The following is a 20,064-nucleotide window of genomic DNA, read 5'->3' on the forward strand; positions in this document are numbered from 1 at the left end:
TGTGCGGCACGAAAGACTATCGATTTCTTCGGAGCGGGCGATGCTTTCGCCCATTGCCGTGCCTGTGACGAGACTGGAGCGCTGGCTGCTGGCGCTGGTCTGCGCCGTTACATTGTCGTTTGCGGTGATTACGCCCCCCTTTCAGGCACCCGACGAAAATCAGCATTATATGAAAGCGCTGCTGCTGGCGGACGGGCGGGTCATGACCGAGCAGCGGAGCGAGGAGATCGGGGCTGAGCTGCCGCGATCCGCGCTGGATCTGCACGGGATCGACTTTCCCACCGAAGTTACGGGCGAGGCGCGGCGCTTTGATCGCGGGATGATGGAGCGGGCGTGGAGGGCTGACGCAGGGCGGCCGGGCACTGCCTTTGCCGATTTTCCCAACGTCGCCAATTATGCACCGACGCTTTATGCGCCTTCAGCGGCCGGATTGAGTATTGGTGACGCGCTGGGCCTGCCGCGCATGGGGAGCTTCTACGCGGGGCGGATGATCAACGCGCTTGGCGGCCTCATGCTGTTGGTAGGGGCGTTCGGCCTGATGCCCTTTGGTCGAAGCGCGTTGCTTGGGACGGCATTGCTCCCGACATTCTGCTATCAGACGGGATCGCTCTCTCCCGACGCCGTCATCAACGGGATGGGCTTTGTGGGATTGGCGCTGTCCTTGCGCCTTGCCGCAATGGGTAGCAGTTCGGGCCGGTCAACTGGGCTGCTGATTACCGCGCCTCTGCTCGCGCTGGCTAAGGGGGTGTATCTGCCCCTGATGGCGGCGGGGCTGCAATGGCCGCAGTATCGGCGGGACATGCGGCCTTGGCTGTTGCTAGGCGCGATGGCGCTGGGAGCGGTGGTCTTCATTCTGTGGATGAAGATGTCCGGCGGCAGTCAGGCGCTTTATCATATCGTGTCGCGCAAGACGGGGGAGAATGTCATGACCGCGCCGCTTGGTGCGCAGCTGGCGGTCATCATGGCTGATCCGGTCGCCTATGTTCGGACGCTGGGGTCCAGCATTGCCGAGCGATCGCCGGTTTATGCGTTGCAGCTTGTCGGCCGCTTCGGGTGGAATGCGATATTGTTGCCGCTCGGCACCTATCTGCTGGCGGCTGTTATGTTGGGAGCGGCTGTTTTGAGTGGATCGGGGGTCCGGGTCGGCGCGGCGCAAAGGCTGTGGTGGCTGGCTGTGGCTGGCGGCACAGCTTTGCTGATCGAAACGGCCATGTATCTGACGGGCACGCCGCTCGGCGCCGATTATGTGCAGGGGACGCAGGGGCGTTATTTCCTGCCGCTGCTGCCTTTGGTGTTGCTGGCGATGATGCCGGAAGCGGGGTTGCGAGCCGCGCGGCCGGTCTTTGCAGGGTCGGCGCTGCTGTTGCTGCTGATTGCGCTGGGCAGTGCCTATGACAGCTTCTGGGTGCATGGCTTCGTCACTGCCGATGGGATGCCGCCGCATGAGCGATTAAGCGACGCGCTGCTCCTGCCCTCGCCCCGCTGGTAGCCAGTAGCGGCAGAGGCATAGCCAGCCCAGGCCCTCGATCCAGCCGGCGAGGACGTCGGTCGGCCAGTGGACGCCTAGCCAGACGCGGCTGGTGCCGATTAGGGCGATGATGAGGGCGGCGGCGAGATAGGCGAGAGTGTGATGCTTTTTACCTGGATTACTCCATCCCGTTCGGGCTGAGCTTGTCGAAGCCCTCTTCTTACTTAAAGAGGAAGGAAAGCCCTTCGACAAGCTCAGGGCGAACGGTGGTGGTGGGGCGCCGGGTTCCAAACGCCTCAGCATCGCCAGCGCGCCGAACAGGATCATGGTCCCAGCGGAATGGCCGCTGGGGAAGCTGTAGCTATGCACGATGTCGATGTGGGGCAGCAGATCAGGTCGCGGTGTGGCGAAAATCTGCTTGAGGCCGGTGTTGAGGAAGGTGCCGCCGACCGTGACGAGGGCGAGCCATTGGGCGGCATGGCGTTGTCGGCGGTAGAGCAATGCGATCGCCACGACGGCCATGATGAGCAGTCGCCCAACCGTGTCGCCGATGACCGAGGCCGCGACCATGACTGGCGTGACCCACGGAGCGGCCGCCCTGCCCGCCCCCGCCGCCTTCATCGCAGCAACGTTCAGTGGATCGAACCAGCCGGATCGCTGCAGCAGCGCGATTGCCAGAACGGCGAGGAGCGCGAGGAGGAATATCCCCGCGCCCCTTTGCCATGAGCGGCGATCAGATATGGAGCGCGCGTCCATAAGCGGCGAGCACGCTTTCGTGCATCGATTCCGAGATGGTCGGATGCGGGAAGACGGTGTGCATCAGTTCCGCTTCGGTCGTTTCCAGCGTTTTACCGATGGTATAGCCTTGGATCATTTCGGTGACTTCCGCGCCGACCATGTGCGCGCCCAGCAACTCGCCGGTTTTCGCGTCGAACACGGTCTTGGTGAAGCCTTCCGCTTCGCCCAGCGCGATCGCCTTGCCATTGCCGATGAAGGGGAACATGCCGACCTTCACCTCATAGCCTGCTTCCTTCGCCTTGGCTTCGGTGAGGCCGACCGAGGCGATTTGCGGGTGGCAATAGGTGCAGCCGGGGATGTTTCGCGGGTCCATGGCATGGGGGTGCTTGCCCGCAATGGCTTCGGCGGTGATCACGCCTTCATGGCTGGCTTTGTGCGCGAGCCATGGTGGGGCGGTGATGTCGCCGATTGCCCAGAGGCCTTCGATGTTGGTGCGGCACATCTCGTCGGTTTTGAGGAAGCCGCGATCGTCCATCGCGACGCCCAGTTCCTTGAGGCCGATATTTTCGGTGTTGGGGACGATGCCGATTGCGACGATCATGTGGCTGAATTCAGCGGCGCTTTCCTTGCCCGCCTTGTCCTTCAGCTTCGCCTTGATGCCGTTGGCACCGACCTGAATATCGCTGACGCCAGCGCTGGTCAGGATGGTCATGCCCTGCTTCTTGAGCGCCTTTTCGAGGAAGGCGGAGACGTCCGCATCCTCTACGGGCACGACGCGGTCCATCATTTCGACCACGGTGACGTCCGCGCCCATGTCATTGTAGAAGCTCGCAAATTCGATGCCGATCGCGCCGGAGCCGATGACCAGCAGCTTGGTCGGCATTTCGGGCGGGGTCATGGCGTGGCGGTAGGTCCAGACGCGCTTGCCATCGGCGGGGGTGCCGGGCAGATCACGGGCGCGGGCGCCGGTGGCGAGAATGATGTTCTTCGCGGTCAGTTCTTCGGTCTTGCCGTCCTTGGTGACGGAGAGCTTGCCTTTTCCGGTGAGCTTGCCGTCGCCCATGTGGACGGTGATCTTGTTCTTTTTCATCAGGTGCGTGACGCCCTGATTGAGTTGCTTGGCGACGCCGCGCGAGCGTCTGACGACGGCGGCGATGTCCGCGCTGATCTTTTCGGCGGCGAGGCCGTAATCGCCCGCATGCTGCATATAGTGAAAGATTTCCGCCGAGCGCAGCAGCGCCTTGGTCGGGATGCAGCCCCAGTTGAGGCAGATGCCGCCGAGATTTTCGCGCTCGACAATGGCGGTCTTGAGGCCCAATTGCGCCGCGCGGATCGCGGCCACATAGCCGCCGGGGCCGGAACCCAGAACGATGACGTCGTAATTTTCAGCCATGGATTTCAGTCTCTCTTGTCTGAAGCCGCCGTCATGGGCGGGACGGTGCGGGGCTGGCGATCTTCACCGATCGCCACGAAGGTGAAAGTGGCGCGGGTCACGCGGTAGGATCGGTCGTCGTGGCGGGTGCGGCGCCATGCCTCGACATCGATCTTCATCGACGTGCGGCCGACCGAAGCGAGCTTGGCGAAGACCGAAACTTCGTCGCCGACGACTACCGGACGGAGGAAGGTCATGCCTTCGACCGCGATGGTCACGGCGCGGCCCTTACTGTGGCGGGCGGCGACCGAACCCGCCGCTGAGTCCATGAGGCTCATCAGCCAGCCGCCGAAAATATCCCCATAGGGATTGGTATCGGCGGGCATGGCGATGACGCGTACCGCCGGGCTTTCCTCCGGCGGCGGCTCGTCGGCGGCGCGCATCAGGCGAGCATGCCGAGGGGGTTTTCGATCAGTTCGCGGAACACCTTCATCAAGCGCGCACCGTCCGAGCCGTCGATGGCGCGGTGGTCGAAGCTGCCGGTGGCGGACATGACGGTCGCGATCTGGAGTGCATCATCGACGACGAAGGGACGCTTTTCGCCCGCGCCGATCGCCATGATCATGGCCTGGGGCGGGTTGATGACGGCTTCGAACTGCTTGATGCCGAACATGCCCATGTTGGAGAGCGAAGCGGTGCCGCCCTGATATTCTTCCGGCTTGAGCTTGCCGTCCTTGGCGCGGGTGGCGAGATCCTTCATCTCGTTCGAGATGGCGGCGACGCCCTTGCTGTCCGCGCCGGTCACGATCGGGGTGATGAGGCCGCCGGGGATCGAGACGGCGACGCTGATATCGGCGCGGCTGAATTGCAGCATCTGGTCGCCCGCGAACTGGACGTTGCATTCGGGGACCTGGATGAGCGCGACGCCAAGCGCCTTGATGAGGAGGTCGTTGACGGACAGCTTGACATTGCGGCTGGCGAGACCGGCGTTGAGTTCGCCGCGCAGCTTCAGCAGCTTGTCGAGCTGAATATCGACGGTGAGGTAGATGTGCGGGACCTGCTGCTTGGATTCGGTGAGGCGGCGGGCGATGGTCTTGCGCATGCCGCTGAGCTTGATGACTTCGTGCGGGATGCCGAAGTCCTGCGCGGCGGCCGGTGCAGGGGCCGGGGCTGCTGCGGCCGGAGCCGGGGCGGCGGTCGGAGCCTTGGCCGAAGCGCCTTCCAGATCGGCCTTCACGATGCGGCCGTTGGGGCCGGTGCCGGTGAGGCTGGAGAGGTCGAGGCCCTTTTCCTCGGCGATGCGGCGCGCCAGGGGGCTGGCCTTTACGCGGTCGCCGGACTGGGGTGCAGTCTCCGCCTTGGGGGCGGGAGCTTCTGCCTTGGCGGGCACGGGATCGGCCTTGGGCGCGGCGGCGGCTGGCTTGGCGGCGGGAGCGGAGTCGCCTTCGGCTGCCTGGGCGAGGTCTTCGCCTTCTTCGGCGATGATGGCGATGACGGTGCCGACCTTCACGCCTTCGGAGCCTTCGGACACGAGGATCTTCGCGATCTTGCCCTCGTCCACGGCTTCAAATTCCATTGTGGCCTTGTCGGTTTCGATCTCGGCGAGCAGATCGCCCGACGACACGGTATCGCCTTCCTTCACCAGCCATTTAGCCAGCGTCCCCTCTTCCATCGTGGGAGACAAGGCGGGCATCTGGATTTTCTTGCTCATGCGTGAAGGCCTCTCTTCTTTTCCCGGCCGGGCGGGTAAGCGTTGGAAGCCGTTTTGACCCTTTGCGCGGGAGGGTCAAGGGCGTGGCTTGCGCCTCGGGCGATAATCCGCCACATTTCACCAGACTGGTTCATAATTTACCAGATGGGTTCAGACAGGAAGGCAGCGGGAGACCAAGCTGCCCATTTTGGCGTGGGGTGCGGCAGCTATGCGGACTTATCTGGTTGTAGTGGACGAATCGCCGGAGGCGGAGACGGCGCTGCGTTTCGCGGCCCGGCGCGCGGCGAAGACGGCGGGGTCTATCCGCATCCTCGCTCTCGTGCCGCCCGCCGAGTTCGTGCAGTGGGGCGGCGTACAGGCGACGATGGAGGATGAAGCGCGGCAGCGGGCCGAGGCGCTCGTCACCAGCGCGGCAGGTACGTTGACCGAGGAGTCCGGTATTCGCCCGAGCATTACCGTGCGACAGGGTGACGCGGTGGCACTGGTGCGCGAGACGCTGGACGAGATGCCTGATGTCGCGGCATTGGTGCTGGGGGCGGCGGCGAGCGGGCATCCGGGCGCGCTGGTGTCGCACTTTGCGGGGGCGGACGCGGGGAAGTTGCCCTGCCCTATCATGGTCATTCCGGGCGGGTTGAGTGCGGAGGCGATCGATCGGCTGAGTTAAGGTTTATGCTTTAGAGATTGGCACCGCCTCCTATTTCCGTTCGCCCTGAGCCTGTCGACCCGAAGGGCGGCGATAGCCAACGGTTCTACTTCTCTCCAGAAAGGAAAGGGCTTCGACAAGCTCAGCCCGAACGGGGTTAGGTGGTGCGCAAAAGAGGGATTGGAATAAGTCTCAGCGGCGGTGCTTGCCGCGTTTTGCGCCCATGTGCCGGATGTTTGCGGGGCGGCCGCGTTTCGCGCCGGGACGTGTTCTGTCCTTCTTGAAGCTCGGCCGTTGCGGTGGGGCGTCGGGGAGTTCGAAGCGGAGGGAGCCGTTGATCGGGTCGGCTTCGGCAAGGCGTAGCTGGAGATGCTGGCCGACGGTGTAGCGGTCGCCGCTCTCCACGCCTTCCAGCGCGCGGCCTGCTTCGTCGAAGAAGAAGCGTTCGTCGCCCATGGTGGACACCGGGACGAGGCCATCGCCGCCAAGCCCCTCCACCGTCGCGAAGAAGCCGAAATTCTGCACGCCCGTGATGCGTGCGTTGACCATTTCGCCGACATGAGCGGCGAGAAAGGCGGCGACATAGCGGTCGATCGTCTCCCGCTCCGCCTCCATCGCGCGGCGTTCATGCTGGCTGATCATCTCGCCGACGCGGCCCATATTTTCATGATCGTCGGCGCTGAGCGAGGTGCGGTCCGGCAGCGCGCCACCCTTGGGCGCGGGGAGTTCGAGCTTGTAGCCGCCGACCAGCGCGCGGTGGACCAGCAAGTCGGCGTAGCGGCGGATGGGCGAGGTGAAATGCGCATAGGAACCGAGCGCCAGGCCGAAATGGCCCATATTCGCGGGGCTGTAATAGGCCTGGGTCTGGCTGCGCAGGATCTGCTCCATGATCTGCGGCTTTTCCTCCGCCTCGCCGATGCGGTCGATCAGGCGATTGAAGGTTGAGGGCTTGATGACCTGCCCCAGCGCGAAGTCGATGTCGAAGGTCGCGAGATAGTCCTTGAGCGCGACCAGCTTGTCACGGCTGGGCGGTTCGTGGACGCGGTACATGACCGGCGCCTTCTTCCCTTCGAGCGCCTTGGCGGCGGCGACGTTGGCGGCGATCATATAATCTTCGATCAGCATATGCGCGTCGAGCCGTTCGCGGACGGCGACGCTGACGATCTTGCCGTTTTCGTCGAGGACGACGCGGCGTTCGGGGAGGTCGAGGGCTAGCGGGTCGCGCTTGTCGCGGGCTTTGCGTAGGAGTTTCCAGCAGGACCAGAGGGGTTTTAGGGCGGTTTCGAGGAGGTCGGGTTGATTTGGTGAGGTGTCGCCTTGCCCACCCCCGGCCCCTCCCGCTTGCGGGAGGGGAGATGTGCCGTCGATTGCGGCTTGAGCGTCTTCATAGGCCAGGACGGCGGCGACGCGGATGAAGGCGCGGGTGAAGTGCCAGGCGGTGACCTTGCCGGATGCGTCGATGGTGAGGTGGCAGGCCATGGCTGCGCGGTCCTGTCCGGCGCGGAGCGAGCACATGTCGGATGACAGCTGGTGCGGCAGCATGGGGACGACGAGGTCGGGGAAATAAACGCTGTTGCCGCGCTTGCGGGCTTCCTTGTCGAGGGCGCTGCCGGGGCGGACATAGTAGCTGACGTCGGCGATGGCGACGATGGCGCGATAGCCGCCGGGGTTGGCGGGGTCTTCGTCGGGTGCAGCCCAGACGGCGTCGTCATGATCGCGTGCATCGACGGGGTCGATCGCGACGATGGGCAGATGGCGCAAATCCTCGCGCTTATCCTCATTCAAGGCGATGTCCGAGGCGACGACAGCCTCATCTTCCACCTGTTCGGGGAAGACGTGCGGAATGCCATATTTGTGGATCGCGATGAGGCTGAAGCTGCGGGGCGCGAAGGGATCGCCCAATATATCGGTTACGCGGGCACTGATGCGCGGCGGGCGGCCCACGGGTTCGGCCAGAACGAGATCGCCGGGGCTGGCATTGCCCGCGTCGCTGATCGGCGTGTCCTTGCGGATGCGCTTGTCGACGGGACGTAGCCAGAGCTTGCCACCCTCCCCCGCTTCCACCACGCCAAGCAGTTCCTCGGTCGCCTTGGCGAGCTTCTTCATCGGGTGGGCAACCCAGCCGCGCCCGGCCTCTTCCGTGCGGGCGAGGATGCGGTCGCCGATAGTCAACGCGCCCCTCTTGCCGCGTTCCATTACGCGCAGGCGGGGCGCGGGCTGGCCTTCAGCCTCCCATCGTTCAGGGGTGGCGATGAGGGTCGTGCCGTCGACATCGACGATGCGCAGGACGGTGACCTTTGGCACGCCGCCCATTTTGTGGAAGGCGCGCGCGGGGCCGATGTCCAGCAGCCCTTCGTCGGCCATGTCCTTCAGCAGCGCTTTCAGCGCGATCTTTTCCTGCCCCTTGAGGCCGAAGGCTTTTGCGATTTCCCGCTTGCCCGCTGGTTGATCGGAGGAGGTGACGAATTCCATCACCTGATCGCGAGTGGGGAAGCCGGCGGGCCGGACTTTTTCGGGTTTCTTCTGCTTTTGGGTCGATGCCATGGATCAGCTATAGGGAAGGCCCGAGCAGCGTACCAGATGGCTTGGCCGAGATTTGCGGCGCTGCCCGCTATTCCACCAACTTACGGGCGCGGTCGCGCCAAACCTCCGCCAGGACGGGCATGCCCGCCAGTGCCCGGACAGCGTCGGGTTCAACCTTGTGCCGCCCGCCGATCAGCAGGCGAAAGACCCGTGCGATGGGCCATTCAGGCAACGGACGGTCGAGCAGTTCCATGCGCCCTTTTGCTTCCGCCTCCCCTTCGCGCAGTACGCGGAAATAAAGACCTGCGCGGCCGGTTTTCACAATGGTCGCCAATATGTCGCGTGAGCCGAAGCGGTGGTCGAGCTTCCAGCAGGGTTGGCGTCCATGGCTGACCTCTACCAGCGCGCTGCCGAGCGAGAAGCGGTCGCCGAGGCAGATTTCCTCCTCCGTCATGCCGAGGGAAGCAATGTTTTCGCCGAAAGCGCCGGGAGCCTGAAGCAGCGGGTGATCAGGCTTGCGTTCGCGCCACCAATCATAATGGTCCTGCGGGTAGAGGTGGATCGCCTTGTCCCACCCGCCATGATGGACAGGGTCGGCGACAGCGTCCCCTTCAAGCCCCTGCCATCCGATGCGGACGACGCCATCCACCGGCCGTTTCGCGATGGCGCTATAGTCGCTGTCGCGAAAGGGCATGGGCGTGCCGGTCAGCAACGCCTCGATGGTAAGATGCTCAGCCATTCCGCCCCTATGGCAGCGGCGCGGAAAATTGGCGAGAGGGGGTCAGGCGCGGCTTAGTTCTGACGCCAGTTTCAATACTTCGCTGCCGCTGTCGGTTTGGACGAGATAGGCGGGGTTCTTTGCCGTTCCATTCCGGCGGATCAGTGCGCCTTCGATCGTCTTTTCGACATGGCGGTCGAACCGTTCGGCCACGCGTCCACGGCCTACGCCCTGCCCCCAATTCCACTTAACGCGCATCCCCCTGCGGAAAGCTTCGGACATCCTCATCCTTCTCCTGCCGCGACATCATGGCGGCGTTTCGATACGGTCATGACGACAAAAATCCCGGTTGCGGATGCGGTTCCCTTGGGTTTTTCATTTGGCTGGGTTAAGGCGCGGCAGATGGACGTTACTGGCCTTCGCGTCGCGCTCTTCAGCGGCAATTACAATTATGTGCGCGATGGCGCGAACCAGGCGCTCAACCGCTTTGTGGGCTATTTGCTGCGTCAGGGCGCGGCTGTGCGCGTCTATTCGCCGACGATTGCGACACCCGCGTTCGAGCCGACAGGCGATCTGGTGAGCGCGCCATCCCTGGCGATACCGGGGCGGAAGGAATATCGCGTGCCCTATCGCATGTCGGGGCATGTTCGGCGCGACCTGAAGCGGTTTCGGCCTAATCTGGTCCATGTGTCGAGCCCTGATCCATTGGGGCACCGGGCGGTGACATGGGCGAGGAACAGCGGGCTTCCGGCGGTGGCTTCGGTCCATACGCGGTTTGAGACCTATCCCCGCTATTATGGACTGGCCTTTCTGGAGCCGGTCATAGAATCGATGCTGCGGCGATTTTACCGGCGTTGTGACGCCATTGTCGCGCCTTCGGAGTCCATGGCGCAGCTGCTGCGCGAACAGCGGATGAGCTATGATGTGGGCATCTGGACGCGGGGGATCGACCGGGACATCTTCAATCCCGGACGTCGCGACATGGCGTGGCGGCGGTCGATCGGGATAGAGGATGATCAGCCGGTGATCGGCTTCATCGGCCGTCTGGTGATGGAAAAGGGGCTGGACGTCTTTTCCGATGCGATCGACCAGCTGAAGATGCGCGATGTGCGGCACAAGGTACTGATCATCGGCGAAGGCCCCGCGCGGGAGTGGTTTCAGAACCGGCTGCCGGACGCTGTTTTCACCGGGTTCCAGAAGGGTGATGAGCTTGGCCGGGCGGTCGCCAGCATGGATATGCTCTTCAATCCCTCGATCACCGAGACGTTCGGCAATGTGACGCTGGAGGCGATGGCTTGTGCGCTTCCCACGGTGGCGGCGCGGGCGACGGGTAGTGAGAGCCTTGTCACCGAGGGCGTGACGGGCCGCCTGATCCGTCCGGGGGCGATCGGGGCCTTTGCCGATGCGTTGGCGAGCTATTGCACCGATCCTCATGCGCGGGCCGATGCCGGGGCTGCCGCGATGGCGGAGGCGGAGCGATATGGATGGGATCAGGTGAATCAAGCGCTGGTCGATACCTATGTCCGCGTGATTCGCCAGCGGACGCACGGCGCGCGGCTGCGCTCCAGCCCGGTTCCTTAAACCGCGCACTTTGCCTATATCGGAGCGATGGTCGATCTTTTTGCTTCCGATGCCGTGAACGAGTCCGGTGAGGCCGGGGAAAATGCGCCGCTGGCCGACCGCCTGCGGCCGCGTACTTTGGCCGATGTCGTGGGGCAGGAGCATCTGACCGGGCCGGAAGGGGCGATCGGGCGGATGGTGGCGGCTGGGCGGCTTTCGTCCATCATCCTGTGGGGGCCTCCGGGTACGGGCAAGACGACGATCGCGCGGCTGCTGGCCGACGCGGTGGATATGCGGTTCGAGCCGATCTCCGCAGTGTTTTCGGGCGTCGCTGACCTCAAGAAGGTCTTTGCGGCGGCGAAGGAGCATGCCCGGCGCGGGGACAAGACTTTGCTGTTCGTGGATGAGATTCATCGATTCAACCGGGCGCAGCAGGACAGTTTCCTGCCTTTTGTCGAGGATGGGACCGTGACTCTGGTGGGGGCGACCACGGAGAATCCCAGTTTTGAATTGAACGCGGCGTTGATGTCGCGGGCGCAGGTGCTGATCCTGCACCGGCTGGATGCCGCCGCGCTGGAGCTGTTGCTGGGCCGGGCGGAGGCGATCACGCAGCGGCCTTTGCCACTTACTGCGGCCGCACGGGATGCCTTGCTGGCGAGTGCGGATGGCGATGGGCGGTTCCTGCTTAATCAGGTCGAGACGCTGTATTCCATCGATATTGGCGAGCCGCTTGACCCGGCTGGGCTGTCGGCGCTGCTGCATCGGCGCATGGCGGTCTATGACAAGGACCGGGAGGGGCATTACAACCTGATCTCGGCGCTGCATAAGGCGTTGCGCGGATCGGACCCACAGGCGGCGCTCTATTATCTGGCGCGGATGCTGACGGCGGGGGAACAGCCGCTTTATGTGCTGCGGCGGCTGGTGCGCTTTGCGAGCGAGGATATTGGGCTCGCCGACCCGCAGGCGCTGGTTCAGTGCTTGGCGGCCAAGGACAGCTATGATTTTCTGGGGAGTCCCGAGGGGGAGTTGGCGATCGTGCAGGCGTGCCTGTATTGCGCGACGGCTCCCAAGTCGAACGCGGCCTATGCGGCGATGAAAGCAGCGTGGAAATCGGCGCGCGATACAGGATCGCTAATGCCGCCGAAGAATATCCTGAACGCCCCTACCCGGCTGATGAAGACCATCGGCTATGGCAAGGGCTATCAATATGATCATAACAGCGCTGAGGGCTTTTCCGGGGACAATTATTGGCCCGAGGAGATGGAGGCTCAGACTTTCTTTGCCCCGACCGATCGCGGGTTCGAGGCGCGCATAGCCGAGCGCATGGCTTATTGGGACAAGCTGCGGGCCGAGCGCGGCGGAGGCGAATGACGCCTCGCTTTACCCGCTATGCCGCGATCGACTGGTCGGGCGCGAAGGGTGTGCGGCATAAGGGGATAGCAGTCGCGCTGTGCGAGCGTGGTGATGCAGTTCCCCGGCTTATCCATCCGAAAGACGGCAGTTTCTGGTCGCGTTCGGCGGTGGCGGAGTGGTTGGTCGCCGCGGCTGCGGAGGCGCCGACACTGTTTGGGTTCGATTTCAGCTTTGCGCCGCCCTTCGTGACGCGACGGGCGTATCTGCCGGGTGATGAGGTGCCGGTGACGGGGCCTGACTTCTGGGCTTATGTCGATAGCGTGTGCGATGATCCCGATCTGGGTGCGGGCAGCCTGCTGCACGTCACGCATCGCCGCCACTTCTACTTCGGCAAGGCGGACGGGGTGAAGGCAGACTTCATGCACAACCGGGTGTGCGAAGCGCATTATAATGCGGGCGGTGGGGGCAAGCCGTCCACCGTCTATGACGCGATCGGCGCGGCTCAGGTGGCGAAGGCGAGCTTTGCGGGGATGCGCCTGCTCCATCAGGTGCGAAATCATGTTCCCGTCTGGCCATTCGACCCGATGCCGCGCGACGGGTCGCTGGTGGTGGAGATTTATACCAGCATCGCGGCGAGGGCGGCGGGCCGACCCAAAGGGCGGACAAAGATGCGGAACCTGGGCGCTTTGGACGATGCGCTATCCGCGCTCGGCTCTCAGCCCTATGAGGGATTGCCGCCGGATGATCACGGCGCGGACGCGATCGTCACTGCCGCATGGATGCGCAACGTCGCGCCAAGTCCGGGCATCTGGACCCCGCCCGGGCTCAATCCGCATATTGCCGCAACGGAGGGCTGGACGTTCGGTGTCATCTGATAGTAAGGCGCTTTTCCGTCCAAACGACGTGCCGGCTTAGCTCAGTTGGTAGAGCACCTGATTTGTAATCAGGGGGTCAGGGGTTCGAACCCTCTAGCCGGCACCATCGCTCTTGCAGGGCAGCGGTTTTAAAAACCGCCCTTTTTATTTTCCGGTTTATCCCGCCGCACTTCCACTGTCTTTATCCCAGTGTCGAGTGAGCCATATTTGGGCGTGGAATCGGGACCGGGTTTGGGGCCGCTGTCCCTGGGGCCTCGGTCGCCTCCGCCCCCACCGCCACTGGATGCGGCGATCGCTTCGGAGCTTAGCGAAGTGGACAAAAGGATGGTCATGGCGGGCGGAACCGTTGCAGCGAACCGGCCGCAGGTCTTCAGAAAATTGCGTCTGTCCTCCGTTACCGACGAATTCAGCTGGTCTTCCATGATGCGATCCTTCTCTATCCTCCTCATAGAGTACAGAAGAGCCGCGCCGATGGATTGGCAATAAAGAGACATAGACTTTAGGATAATGTGGAACGGCGCAGGGCAGCCCAAAAGCAAAATGGGGGCCGACATTGCTGTCGGTCCCCACTTCCGTCGTGTCCCGGATCCGCTTCCCTTTCAGGATGCGATCATCGGACTCGGCGCGCGACGCTTCCACCGAAAAGGTTTCGCATCGTGTCTGCTCCGGCTGTCCGGCTATTCGCCATATTCCGCAGCTGTCTTCAAAATTCCACGTCCGACGTTCGCTTTCGCGCGTGCATGACAAGGTCTTTAGAAGACCATCAGTTTCCATTCGAACCTTGCAGTTCCAATTTCAGCCTGATGACCAAAACGTCAGTCAAATCTTTGATATGATCGCCGATTTGATGATCCGGATTTCTCCGTTTCTTCTTTCGTTTCGATAACCCGAAGGTCTCACCAAATGTGAGTCGTTCAAAGCGGAATCTGACGGTTCAGCGACAGCCCCTGTCTAAAGCTGTGGATAAGTGCGGATATTTTTTCGCGCCGGTTAGCGGCCCTTCCACACGCCCGGGCGCTTCTCAACGAAGGCGGTCATGCCCTCTACCCGATCTTCCGTGGCGGTAAGCAGCTGGAACAGACGCCTTTCGGTAAGCAACCCCTGCTCCAGCATGGTTTCGAAGGCGAGATTCACCATCTCCTTGTTCACCATGGTCGCCATGGGCGGCATGGAAGCAATGGCCGCAGCGGTCTTGAGCGCGTCATCCAGCAGCTCCGCCGCCGGTACGATGCGCGACACGAGGCCCGAACGCTCGGCTTCCTCCGCGCCCATCATGCGGCCGGTGAGGCACATTTCCATCGCCTTCGCCTTGCCGACAGCCTTGGTCAGGCGCTGCGACCCGCCCATGCCGGGTGCGACGCCGAGCTTGATTTCCGGCTGACCGAATTTGGCGGTATCGGCCGCGATGATGAAATCGGCCATCATTGCCAGTTCACAGCCGCCGCCCAGCGCGAAGCCCGCGACAGCGGCGATCCACGGCTTGCGCGTCGCCACCACATGCTTTTGCCAGCCGGAAAAAAAGTCCTCCAGGAAGAAGTCGGCGGCTTCCTTGCTGACCATTTCCTTGATGTCGGCGCCTGCGGCGAAGGCCTTTTCGCTGCCGGTCAGAACCAGGCACAATTGTGAAGGGTCGGCATCGTAGGCCGCGAAAGCGGCGCTCAGGTCCGCCAGAACTTGCGTATTGAGTGCGTTAAGCGCCTGCGGACGGTTAAGCGTGACCAGCGTCACCGCTTCACGCTGTTCGACCAAAATCGTTTCAAAGCTCATCGTCATCTTCCTTCAAATCTGCGGTGGAGCGGGGCAGCAACAGCCGCCGCCGATCACCGTCCCATATGCATGAAGTCGCGGTCGTAGCTGCGCATATGTGCGCCACCATCGACATAAAGCGTCTGCCCGGTAACGGCGCTCGCCTGCGCCAGATAGAGAACCGCCTCTGCAATCTGCTCCGCCAGCGGCAGGCGGCCGAGCGGCATGGCCGATTGCAGCCTTTCCATCTGTGCCTCATCATAATCAGGCGTGGCAATGGTGAGACCGGGCGCGACTGCGTTGACCCGGATATGTGGAGCGAGGCTGGCGGCGGAAAGGCGGGTTAGCCCCGCCAGCGCCGACTTCGACAAGGTATAGGCCAGCTGATCGGCGTGCGGATGATCGATCCGCTGATCAAGGATATTGATGATGCACCGATCCGCCACCCCGGCCGGTATGGTTGCGAACGATTTTGTGAGTAACGCGGGCGCGGCGCAGTTGACGGCATAATGCCGCATCAGATCGTCGGCGGAGACATTGTCCAGCCGGTCCTGACCGAAAATCGCGGCGCTGTTCACCAATATGTCGGGCGGACGACCGAAGCGTTCGGCGACCTTGGCGACGAGTTCCTCGGCGCTTTCAGGATCAGAGAAGTCGGCGGTGAAGCCGTCCCATTCCGTGCCATTTTCATCGAGCGTCAGGGCAAGCGCCGAGTCCAGCCGGGTATCATGGCTGCCGTGAATGGCGAGCGAATAGCCGACACGCGCGAACCCGGCGGCAATGACGCCGCCCAGCCGCCTGTGGCCGCCGGTGATCAGCGCCAAGCGCTTGTTCGCCAGCGGCAGCGGTCCTTCGGCCTGCCCGCGCGCGCCGCCAAGGGGCCGGTAAGCGGGTGTTTCCTCGCCGCTCACGATTCGATGAGCTTCAGCACTTCCTCGCGACTTTTTTCGTCCTCGCGGAATACGCCGAGCATGCGACTGGTTTTCATGAGCACATTGGGTGTGCGAACGCCCCGCCCGGTCATGCAACCATGCGTCGCTTCGATCACTACGGCCACGCCCTGAGGCTTCAGATGTTCCCAGATGCAGTTGGCGACTTCGGCGGTCAGGCGTTCCTGGACCTGAAGGCGGTTGGCGAAGGCGTGCAGAACGCGCGCCAGCTTTGAAATGCCGACCACATATTTGCCGGGCAGATAAGCGATGTGCGCGCGGCCGATGATCGGCGCCATATGATGTTCGCAATGCGACTGGAACGGTATGTCCTTCAGCAGAACGATATCGTCATAGCCGCCCACTTCGTGGAAGATGCGCGACAGATGATAGGCCGGATCGTCGCCATAGCCACGGCAATATTCGCGCCACGCCCGCGCGACGCGTTCTGGCGTTTCGAGCAGGCCTTCTCGCGTCGGATTGTCGCCCGACCAGCGGATCAACGTGCGGATAGCATCTGCCACATCGACGGGCACCGCTTCCTTTGTCGCTTCGCCTACAGCCTCGGCATCGGGATCATAGTCCATGGCCGACACTACTCCTCATTATCTTTGTTCAGGGCGCATATGGCGGCTATGTTTGCGGAACGCCAGCCCCCTTTACCTATGCTATGGACAGGGGTCATGCCGGGTGGCACATCAACGCGCATCACAAGAAGCCGATCCGATAAGCATGGCCGTCCCGTCGCCCGTCCCCCATCCACGGCAGCAAGGCTGAAGCGTGCGAACTGAACGGATCGCAGCCGTGTTGCTAGCCGCGGGGACGTCGTCGCGCTTTGGCGAGGCGGACAAGTTGATGGCCGACCTCAATGGCAAGCCGGTCGTGGCCCATACGTTGGAAGCCGTCGCCTCCCTCGCCTTCGCGGAACTGGTGGCGGTGACGCGGCCGATCGGGGATGCTCCTGACATTCACCGGAAACTGGAGAGGCGCGGCTACAGCATATTGGTCAATGACAAGCCTGAAGAGGGGCTGGCGAGCAGTATCGTGCTGGCCGTAAATCATGTCATGCCGATCAGGCGCTGCCGGGGCATTCTCATCTGCCTGGCCGACATGCCCTATGTGCAGCAGTCGCATTATAACCGGATATGCCTGGCAGCGGAGGATGTGCGGTCGGTGGTGGCGAGTACGGACGGCTTTTCCTCCTCGCCGCCCGCCTTCATCGGACGAAAGCATTTTCCCGAGTTGCTGACCCTGCGCGGTGATCAGGGCGCTAGGGCGCTGTTAAGCCGAGGGCTTCAGATCGAAGCGATGAGCAGTTCGCTCGTCGATATCGACACGCCGGACGACCTGCCGCACGGATAGGCGATCAGCTCGACCGGGTCGGGTCGGTCATCGGGTCGTCCATCTCCCGCACGTCGGGCATCCGGCCGATCGGTAGCGAACCGGTCTGCCTTTCCAGCATGCGATGAACGACTGGCGGATGAGGTCCGCTGTGCAATGCTGCGAGGGCGTCGGAATTGGTGGTGTCAGCCATGGTCCGGCGGCTGTTGTGGCGGACATAGTCCAGCCACGTGGAGACGTGATAACGCTCGACCCATAATTCGGGGTCGGCGAGGTCTCTTAGCAGCGACCAGCCATGCGCGCCGTCGCGGCGGCGGATGCGGCGGCGCTCGCTCATCGCGGTGAGGAACGGCACGACGGAACCCGCCGGGATGCGATATTCGATGGTGATGACGACTGGGCCGCTGCGTGGTTCTATGGGCACCGAGGTCTGCGGTTCCTGCCAGCGGTTCAGGAGGTCGAGATTTTCGTCGCCGGTCTGGGATAGCGGTAGGAAAAGGCCGACCATCGCCGCCACGAACTGCACCCCGGCGGCGACGTGGAGCGACGTCACCACGCCCATATGCTCCGCCAGCCAGCCGAACAGCCAGGCGCCCAGTGCCATGCCGCCAAACGCCGTCATCTGGTAAAGGGCCACAGCCCGCGCCAGCACCCATCGGGGAGCGGACATCTGGACCGAGACGTTGAAGGTCGACAGCGCGATGACCCAGCCTGCGCCGCAGAGCAGGAGCCCCGCTATCGTTACAAGCAGCCAGCCGGTGGAAGCCGTGATAGCGGTGCCTATTGCCAGCGCAAGGGCGGCCGAGCGCACGATGGTTTCGATAGCAAAGCGGCGGCGGAGCCTGCCTGACGAGAGCGCGCCCAGGACTGCGCCGATGCCGAAGGCGCCGCTCAGGATGCCGAAGGTAAGGGCGTCGCCCTTCAACAGGTCGCGCGCCACTAGAGGCATGAGGGCGGACACCGCGCTCGCGCCGATGCCGAAAGCTGCCGCGCGCAGGAGGACGAGCTGGATCTTGGGCGACATGGCGACATAGCGCGCGCCTGCCCTCATCGCGAGGCCGAGGCGTTCGCGCGGCAGGAGCTTCGGCCCGCGTTCCGGCTGCCAGCGGAGGAGCACGATGGTCAGGGCGATATAGCTCAGCGCATTGGTGAGGAACGCGGCGGCGGCGCCTGCGGCTGCGACGATGATGCCGCCGAGTGCGGGGCCGACGCTGCGCGCAAGGTTGAAGCCCATGCTGTTGAGCGCGACGGCGCTGGGCAGTTGGGAACGTGGGACCATGTCGCCGACCGATGCTTGCCAGGCGGGGCCGTTGATAGCGGTGGCGCAGCCGACGAGGAAGGTGAAGGCAAGGAGCGACCAGGGCGTGAGCAGCCCTGCCCAAGCGAATAGCGCGAGCGACGCCGATACCAGGAGCATCGACAGCTGGCAGGCGAGCATGACGAGGCGACGATCAAGATTGTCCGCGACCGCGCCTGCCCATAGCGAGAGCAGCATGATCGGCAAGGTTGTCGATGCGGGCACCAGCGCGACGAGCATGGGCGAGCCCGACAGCGAGGTCATCATCCATGCCGCGCCGACCGACTGGATCAACCCACCGAAGTTGGACGCGAGGCTGGCGAACCATACCGCGCGGAAGATGGGGATGGCGAAGGGCGATGGCGCTGGAGGAGAATCTGCCTCTGACACTGAAAATGCATGAACCCGAAAACGATTGGAGCGTCAAACGCGGAAGGAAGGAAAGCAGTTCAATGTTAAAGCGAATAGGCTTGCACTTTACGTAAACGTAAATACATTTGCGGCACGCTGGACGCCAAGCGGAGAGGAATGACCGAGCGATGGAAGCCTTTATCTACGATGCCGTGAGGACGCCCCGAGGTCGAGGGAAGCCGGACGGGTCGTTGCATGAAATCACCCCTATCCAGCTGGCGACACAGGTGTTGCAGGCAGTGCGGGACCGCAACGCCATCGACACGGCTGACGTGGACGATGTGATACTTGGTTGCGTCACACCGGTCGGCGAACAAGGCGGCGACATCGCGCGCGCGGCCGTGTTGAACGCCGATTATGAGCAGACGGTGCCGGGCGTGCAGATCAACCGGTTTTGCGCGTCGGGACTGGAAGCGGTGAACATGGCGGCGGCGAAGGTCTATTCGGGCGAAGCGGGCCTAGCGATCGGCGGCGGCGTCGAATCGATGAGCCGGGTGCCGATGTCATCTGACGGCGGCGCGATCGCGATGGACCCGGCGGTCGCCTACAAGACCTATTTCGCGCCCCAGGGCATCGGCGCCGATGTGATCGCGACGAAGTTCGGCATTAGCCGCGACGATGCGGACGCCTATGCGGTGGAGAGCCAGCGGCGAGCGAAGGCAGCGTGGGACGAAGGACGCTTTGCCAAATCGATCATTCCTGTGCGTGATGTGATCGGTTCCGTGGTGCTGGACCATGACGAGCATATGCGGCCCGACGCGACGATGCAGTCGCTCGCTGCGCTGAAACCGAGCTTTACCGCGCTGGGTGAGGAAATGCCGGGCTTCGACGCGATCGCGCTGCTCAAATATCCTGAACTGGAGCGGGTGAACCATGTCCATCATGCGGGCAACAGTTCGGGCATCGTCGATGGCGCGGCGGCTGTAGTGGTCGGCAACAAGGACATGGGCGATAAATATGGCTTGAAGCCCCGCGCCCGGATCAGGGCAATGGCATCGATCGGGTCCGAGCCGCTGATCATGCTGACGGGGCCGGAGTTCGTCGCGGGCAAGCTGCTCAACCGGGCGGGGATGAGCAGCCATGACATCGACCTGTGGGAGCTGAACGAGGCCTTTGCGAGCGTGGTGCTGCGCTACATGCAGGCGATGGACCTCGACCATGACAAGATCAATGTGAATGGCGGCGCGATTGCCATGGGCCATCCGCTGGGCGCGACTGGTGCGATGGTACTGGGCACGGCGCTGGATGAGCTGGAACGGTCGGGCAAGGGCACGGCGTTGGTGAACCTTTGCGTGGGTGCGGGCATGGGGACAGGGATTATTATCGAGCGCATGTAGAATTTTCCGTTCGGGCTGAGCCTGTCGAAGCCCTTCTCTTTC

The 20,064-nt window shown here is 63.3% G+C and carries 18 protein-coding genes and 1 tRNA gene; 8 read left to right on the top strand and 11 right to left on the bottom strand.

Annotation, left to right across the window (positions count from 1 at the left end; all coding sequences use genetic code 11):
- Positions 1-40 precede the first annotated feature (40 nt).
- Positions 41-1,489, top strand: a complete 1,449-nt coding sequence (locus tag ACYU81_RS01085; RefSeq protein ID WP_460985980.1) for a DUF2142 domain-containing protein — start codon at positions 41-43, stop codon at positions 1,487-1,489.
- Here the strand turns inward: ACYU81_RS01085 and ACYU81_RS01090 are convergent.
- Genes ACYU81_RS01090 through ACYU81_RS01105 form a run of 4 tightly spaced genes read right to left on the bottom strand, consistent with a single transcriptional unit; the run spans position 1,451 to position 5,289 of the window.
- Positions 1,451-2,224 (bottom strand): phosphatase PAP2 family protein, encoded by a 774-nt coding sequence (locus ACYU81_RS01090; protein ID WP_460985981.1) that lies wholly within the window; start codon positions 2,222-2,224, stop codon positions 1,451-1,453. The two genes, ACYU81_RS01085 and ACYU81_RS01090, sit on opposite strands and share 39 nt — an antisense overlap.
- A complete protein-coding gene (gene lpdA / locus ACYU81_RS01095; RefSeq protein WP_460985982.1) occupies positions 2,202-3,599 on the bottom strand; it encodes a dihydrolipoyl dehydrogenase in 1,398 nt (465 codons plus the stop codon). Before lpdA ends, ACYU81_RS01090 begins: the two co-directional genes overlap by 23 nt.
- A 5-nt stretch (positions 3,600-3,604) precedes the next feature.
- Positions 3,605-4,021: an acyl-CoA thioesterase gene (locus ACYU81_RS01100; protein WP_449473104.1), complete on the bottom strand. Its 417-nt coding sequence runs from the start codon at positions 4,019-4,021 to the stop codon at positions 3,605-3,607.
- Positions 4,021-5,289 (bottom strand): pyruvate dehydrogenase complex dihydrolipoamide acetyltransferase, encoded by a 1,269-nt coding sequence (locus tag ACYU81_RS01105; RefSeq protein ID WP_460985983.1) that lies wholly within the window; start codon positions 5,287-5,289, stop codon positions 4,021-4,023. The genes ACYU81_RS01100 and ACYU81_RS01105 overlap by 1 nt, the downstream gene beginning before the upstream one ends.
- A gap of 208 nt (positions 5,290-5,497) precedes the next feature.
- Between ACYU81_RS01105 and ACYU81_RS01110 the strand changes: the two genes are divergently transcribed.
- Positions 5,498-5,953, top strand: a complete 456-nt coding sequence (locus ACYU81_RS01110) for a universal stress protein (RefSeq protein ID WP_460985984.1) — start codon at positions 5,498-5,500, stop codon at positions 5,951-5,953.
- A gap of 171 nt (positions 5,954-6,124) precedes the next feature.
- Here ACYU81_RS01110 and rnr read toward each other — a convergent pair whose 3' ends face one another.
- From rnr to ACYU81_RS01125, 3 genes are all read right to left on the bottom strand, one after another.
- The gene (rnr, locus tag ACYU81_RS01115; protein ID WP_460985985.1) at positions 6,125-8,476 is read right to left on the bottom strand and encodes a ribonuclease R; all 2,352 of its coding nucleotides are present in this window, start codon (positions 8,474-8,476) and stop codon (positions 6,125-6,127) included.
- 67 nt (positions 8,477-8,543) lie between these two features.
- Positions 8,544-9,194: an MOSC domain-containing protein gene (locus ACYU81_RS01120; RefSeq protein WP_460985986.1), complete on the bottom strand. Its 651-nt coding sequence runs from the start codon at positions 9,192-9,194 to the stop codon at positions 8,544-8,546.
- 42 nt (positions 9,195-9,236) lie between these two features.
- Positions 9,237-9,455, bottom strand: a complete 219-nt coding sequence (locus tag ACYU81_RS01125) for a hypervirulence associated TUDOR domain-containing protein (RefSeq protein ID WP_196225914.1) — start codon at positions 9,453-9,455, stop codon at positions 9,237-9,239.
- A gap of 120 nt (positions 9,456-9,575) precedes the next feature.
- Between ACYU81_RS01125 and ACYU81_RS01130 the strand changes: the two genes are divergently transcribed.
- From ACYU81_RS01130 to ACYU81_RS01145, 4 genes are all read left to right on the top strand, one after another.
- Positions 9,576-10,754: a glycosyltransferase family 4 protein gene (locus ACYU81_RS01130; RefSeq protein WP_460988083.1), complete on the top strand. Its 1,179-nt coding sequence runs from the start codon at positions 9,576-9,578 to the stop codon at positions 10,752-10,754.
- Between the two features lie 27 nt (positions 10,755-10,781).
- Positions 10,782-12,104, top strand: coding sequence for a replication-associated recombination protein A (locus tag ACYU81_RS01135; protein WP_460985987.1), 1,323 nt, complete (start codon positions 10,782-10,784; stop codon positions 12,102-12,104).
- Positions 12,101-12,961, top strand: coding sequence for a hypothetical protein (locus ACYU81_RS01140; protein ID WP_460985988.1), 861 nt, complete (start codon positions 12,101-12,103; stop codon positions 12,959-12,961). The genes ACYU81_RS01135 and ACYU81_RS01140 overlap by 4 nt, the downstream gene beginning before the upstream one ends.
- Before the next feature lie 30 nt (positions 12,962-12,991).
- Positions 12,992-13,067 (top strand) — tRNA-Thr (locus tag ACYU81_RS01145).
- Positions 13,068-13,951: 884 nt separating this feature from the next.
- Here ACYU81_RS01145 and ACYU81_RS01150 read toward each other — a convergent pair.
- From ACYU81_RS01150 to folE, 3 genes are read right to left on the bottom strand one after another with little or no spacing between them, the layout of a single operon-like run.
- Entirely contained in the window at positions 13,952-14,728 is a 777-nt protein-coding gene (locus tag ACYU81_RS01150; RefSeq protein WP_460985989.1) for an enoyl-CoA hydratase-related protein, read from the bottom strand.
- Positions 14,729-14,781: 53 nt separating this feature from the next.
- Positions 14,782-15,618 carry an SDR family oxidoreductase gene (locus ACYU81_RS01155; RefSeq protein WP_449473120.1) on the bottom strand — a complete coding sequence of 279 codons (837 nt, stop codon included), beginning with the start codon at positions 15,616-15,618 and terminating at the stop codon, positions 14,782-14,784.
- Entirely contained in the window at positions 15,615-16,223 is a 609-nt protein-coding gene (gene folE, locus ACYU81_RS01160; protein WP_449473122.1) for a GTP cyclohydrolase I FolE, read from the bottom strand. The genes ACYU81_RS01155 and folE overlap by 4 nt, the downstream gene beginning before the upstream one ends.
- Positions 16,224-16,416: 193 nt before the next feature.
- Here folE and ACYU81_RS01165 point away from each other — a divergent pair, with 193 nt between their 5' ends.
- The gene (locus ACYU81_RS01165; RefSeq protein WP_460985990.1) at positions 16,417-16,998 is read left to right on the top strand and encodes a nucleotidyltransferase family protein; all 582 of its coding nucleotides are present in this window, start codon (positions 16,417-16,419) and stop codon (positions 16,996-16,998) included.
- Positions 16,999-17,002: 4 nt separating this feature from the next.
- Here the strand turns inward: ACYU81_RS01165 and ACYU81_RS01170 are convergent, their stop codons facing one another.
- A complete protein-coding gene (locus tag ACYU81_RS01170; protein WP_460985991.1) occupies positions 17,003-18,664 on the bottom strand; it encodes an MFS transporter in 1,662 nt (553 codons plus the stop codon).
- Between the two features lie 149 nt (positions 18,665-18,813).
- Here ACYU81_RS01170 and ACYU81_RS01175 point away from each other — a divergent pair, with 149 nt between their 5' ends.
- Positions 18,814-20,022, top strand: a complete 1,209-nt coding sequence (locus tag ACYU81_RS01175) for an acetyl-CoA C-acetyltransferase (protein WP_460985992.1) — start codon at positions 18,814-18,816, stop codon at positions 20,020-20,022.
- Positions 20,023-20,064 lie beyond the last annotated feature (42 nt).

The sequence above is a fragment of the Sphingobium sp. TomTYG75 genome (genome assembly GCF_054771635.1).

What these genes read in the sequence shown, in the direction of transcription:
- ACYU81_RS01085 (WP_460985980.1), top strand. Translation starts at nt 41, where the DNA reads ATGCTTTCGCCCATTGCCGTGCCTGTGACGAGACTGGAGCGCTGGCTG.
- ACYU81_RS01090 (WP_460985981.1), bottom strand. Translation starts at nt 2,224, where the DNA reads ATGGACGCGCGCTCCATATCTGATCGCCGCTCATGGCAAAGGGGCGCG.
- lpdA (WP_460985982.1), bottom strand. Translation starts at nt 3,599, where the DNA reads ATGGCTGAAAATTACGACGTCATCGTTCTGGGTTCCGGCCCCGGCGGC.
- ACYU81_RS01100 (WP_449473104.1), bottom strand. Translation starts at nt 4,021, where the DNA reads ATGCGCGCCGCCGACGAGCCGCCGCCGGAGGAAAGCCCGGCGGTACGC.
- ACYU81_RS01105 (WP_460985983.1), bottom strand. Translation starts at nt 5,289, where the DNA reads ATGAGCAAGAAAATCCAGATGCCCGCCTTGTCTCCCACGATGGAAGAG.
- ACYU81_RS01110 (WP_460985984.1), top strand. Translation starts at nt 5,498, where the DNA reads ATGCGGACTTATCTGGTTGTAGTGGACGAATCGCCGGAGGCGGAGACG.
- rnr (WP_460985985.1), bottom strand. Translation starts at nt 8,476, where the DNA reads ATGGCATCGACCCAAAAGCAGAAGAAACCCGAAAAAGTCCGGCCCGCC.
- ACYU81_RS01120 (WP_460985986.1), bottom strand. Translation starts at nt 9,194, where the DNA reads ATGGCTGAGCATCTTACCATCGAGGCGTTGCTGACCGGCACGCCCATG.
- ACYU81_RS01125 (WP_196225914.1), bottom strand. Translation starts at nt 9,455, where the DNA reads ATGTCCGAAGCTTTCCGCAGGGGGATGCGCGTTAAGTGGAATTGGGGG.
- ACYU81_RS01130 (WP_460988083.1), top strand. Translation starts at nt 9,576, where the DNA reads ATGGACGTTACTGGCCTTCGCGTCGCGCTCTTCAGCGGCAATTACAAT.
- ACYU81_RS01135 (WP_460985987.1), top strand. Translation starts at nt 10,782, where the DNA reads ATGGTCGATCTTTTTGCTTCCGATGCCGTGAACGAGTCCGGTGAGGCC.
- ACYU81_RS01140 (WP_460985988.1), top strand. Translation starts at nt 12,101, where the DNA reads ATGACGCCTCGCTTTACCCGCTATGCCGCGATCGACTGGTCGGGCGCG.
- ACYU81_RS01150 (WP_460985989.1), bottom strand. Translation starts at nt 14,728, where the DNA reads ATGAGCTTTGAAACGATTTTGGTCGAACAGCGTGAAGCGGTGACGCTG.
- folE (WP_449473122.1), bottom strand. Translation starts at nt 16,223, where the DNA reads ATGGACTATGATCCCGATGCCGAGGCTGTAGGCGAAGCGACAAAGGAA.
- ACYU81_RS01175 (WP_460985992.1), top strand. Translation starts at nt 18,814, where the DNA reads ATGGAAGCCTTTATCTACGATGCCGTGAGGACGCCCCGAGGTCGAGGG.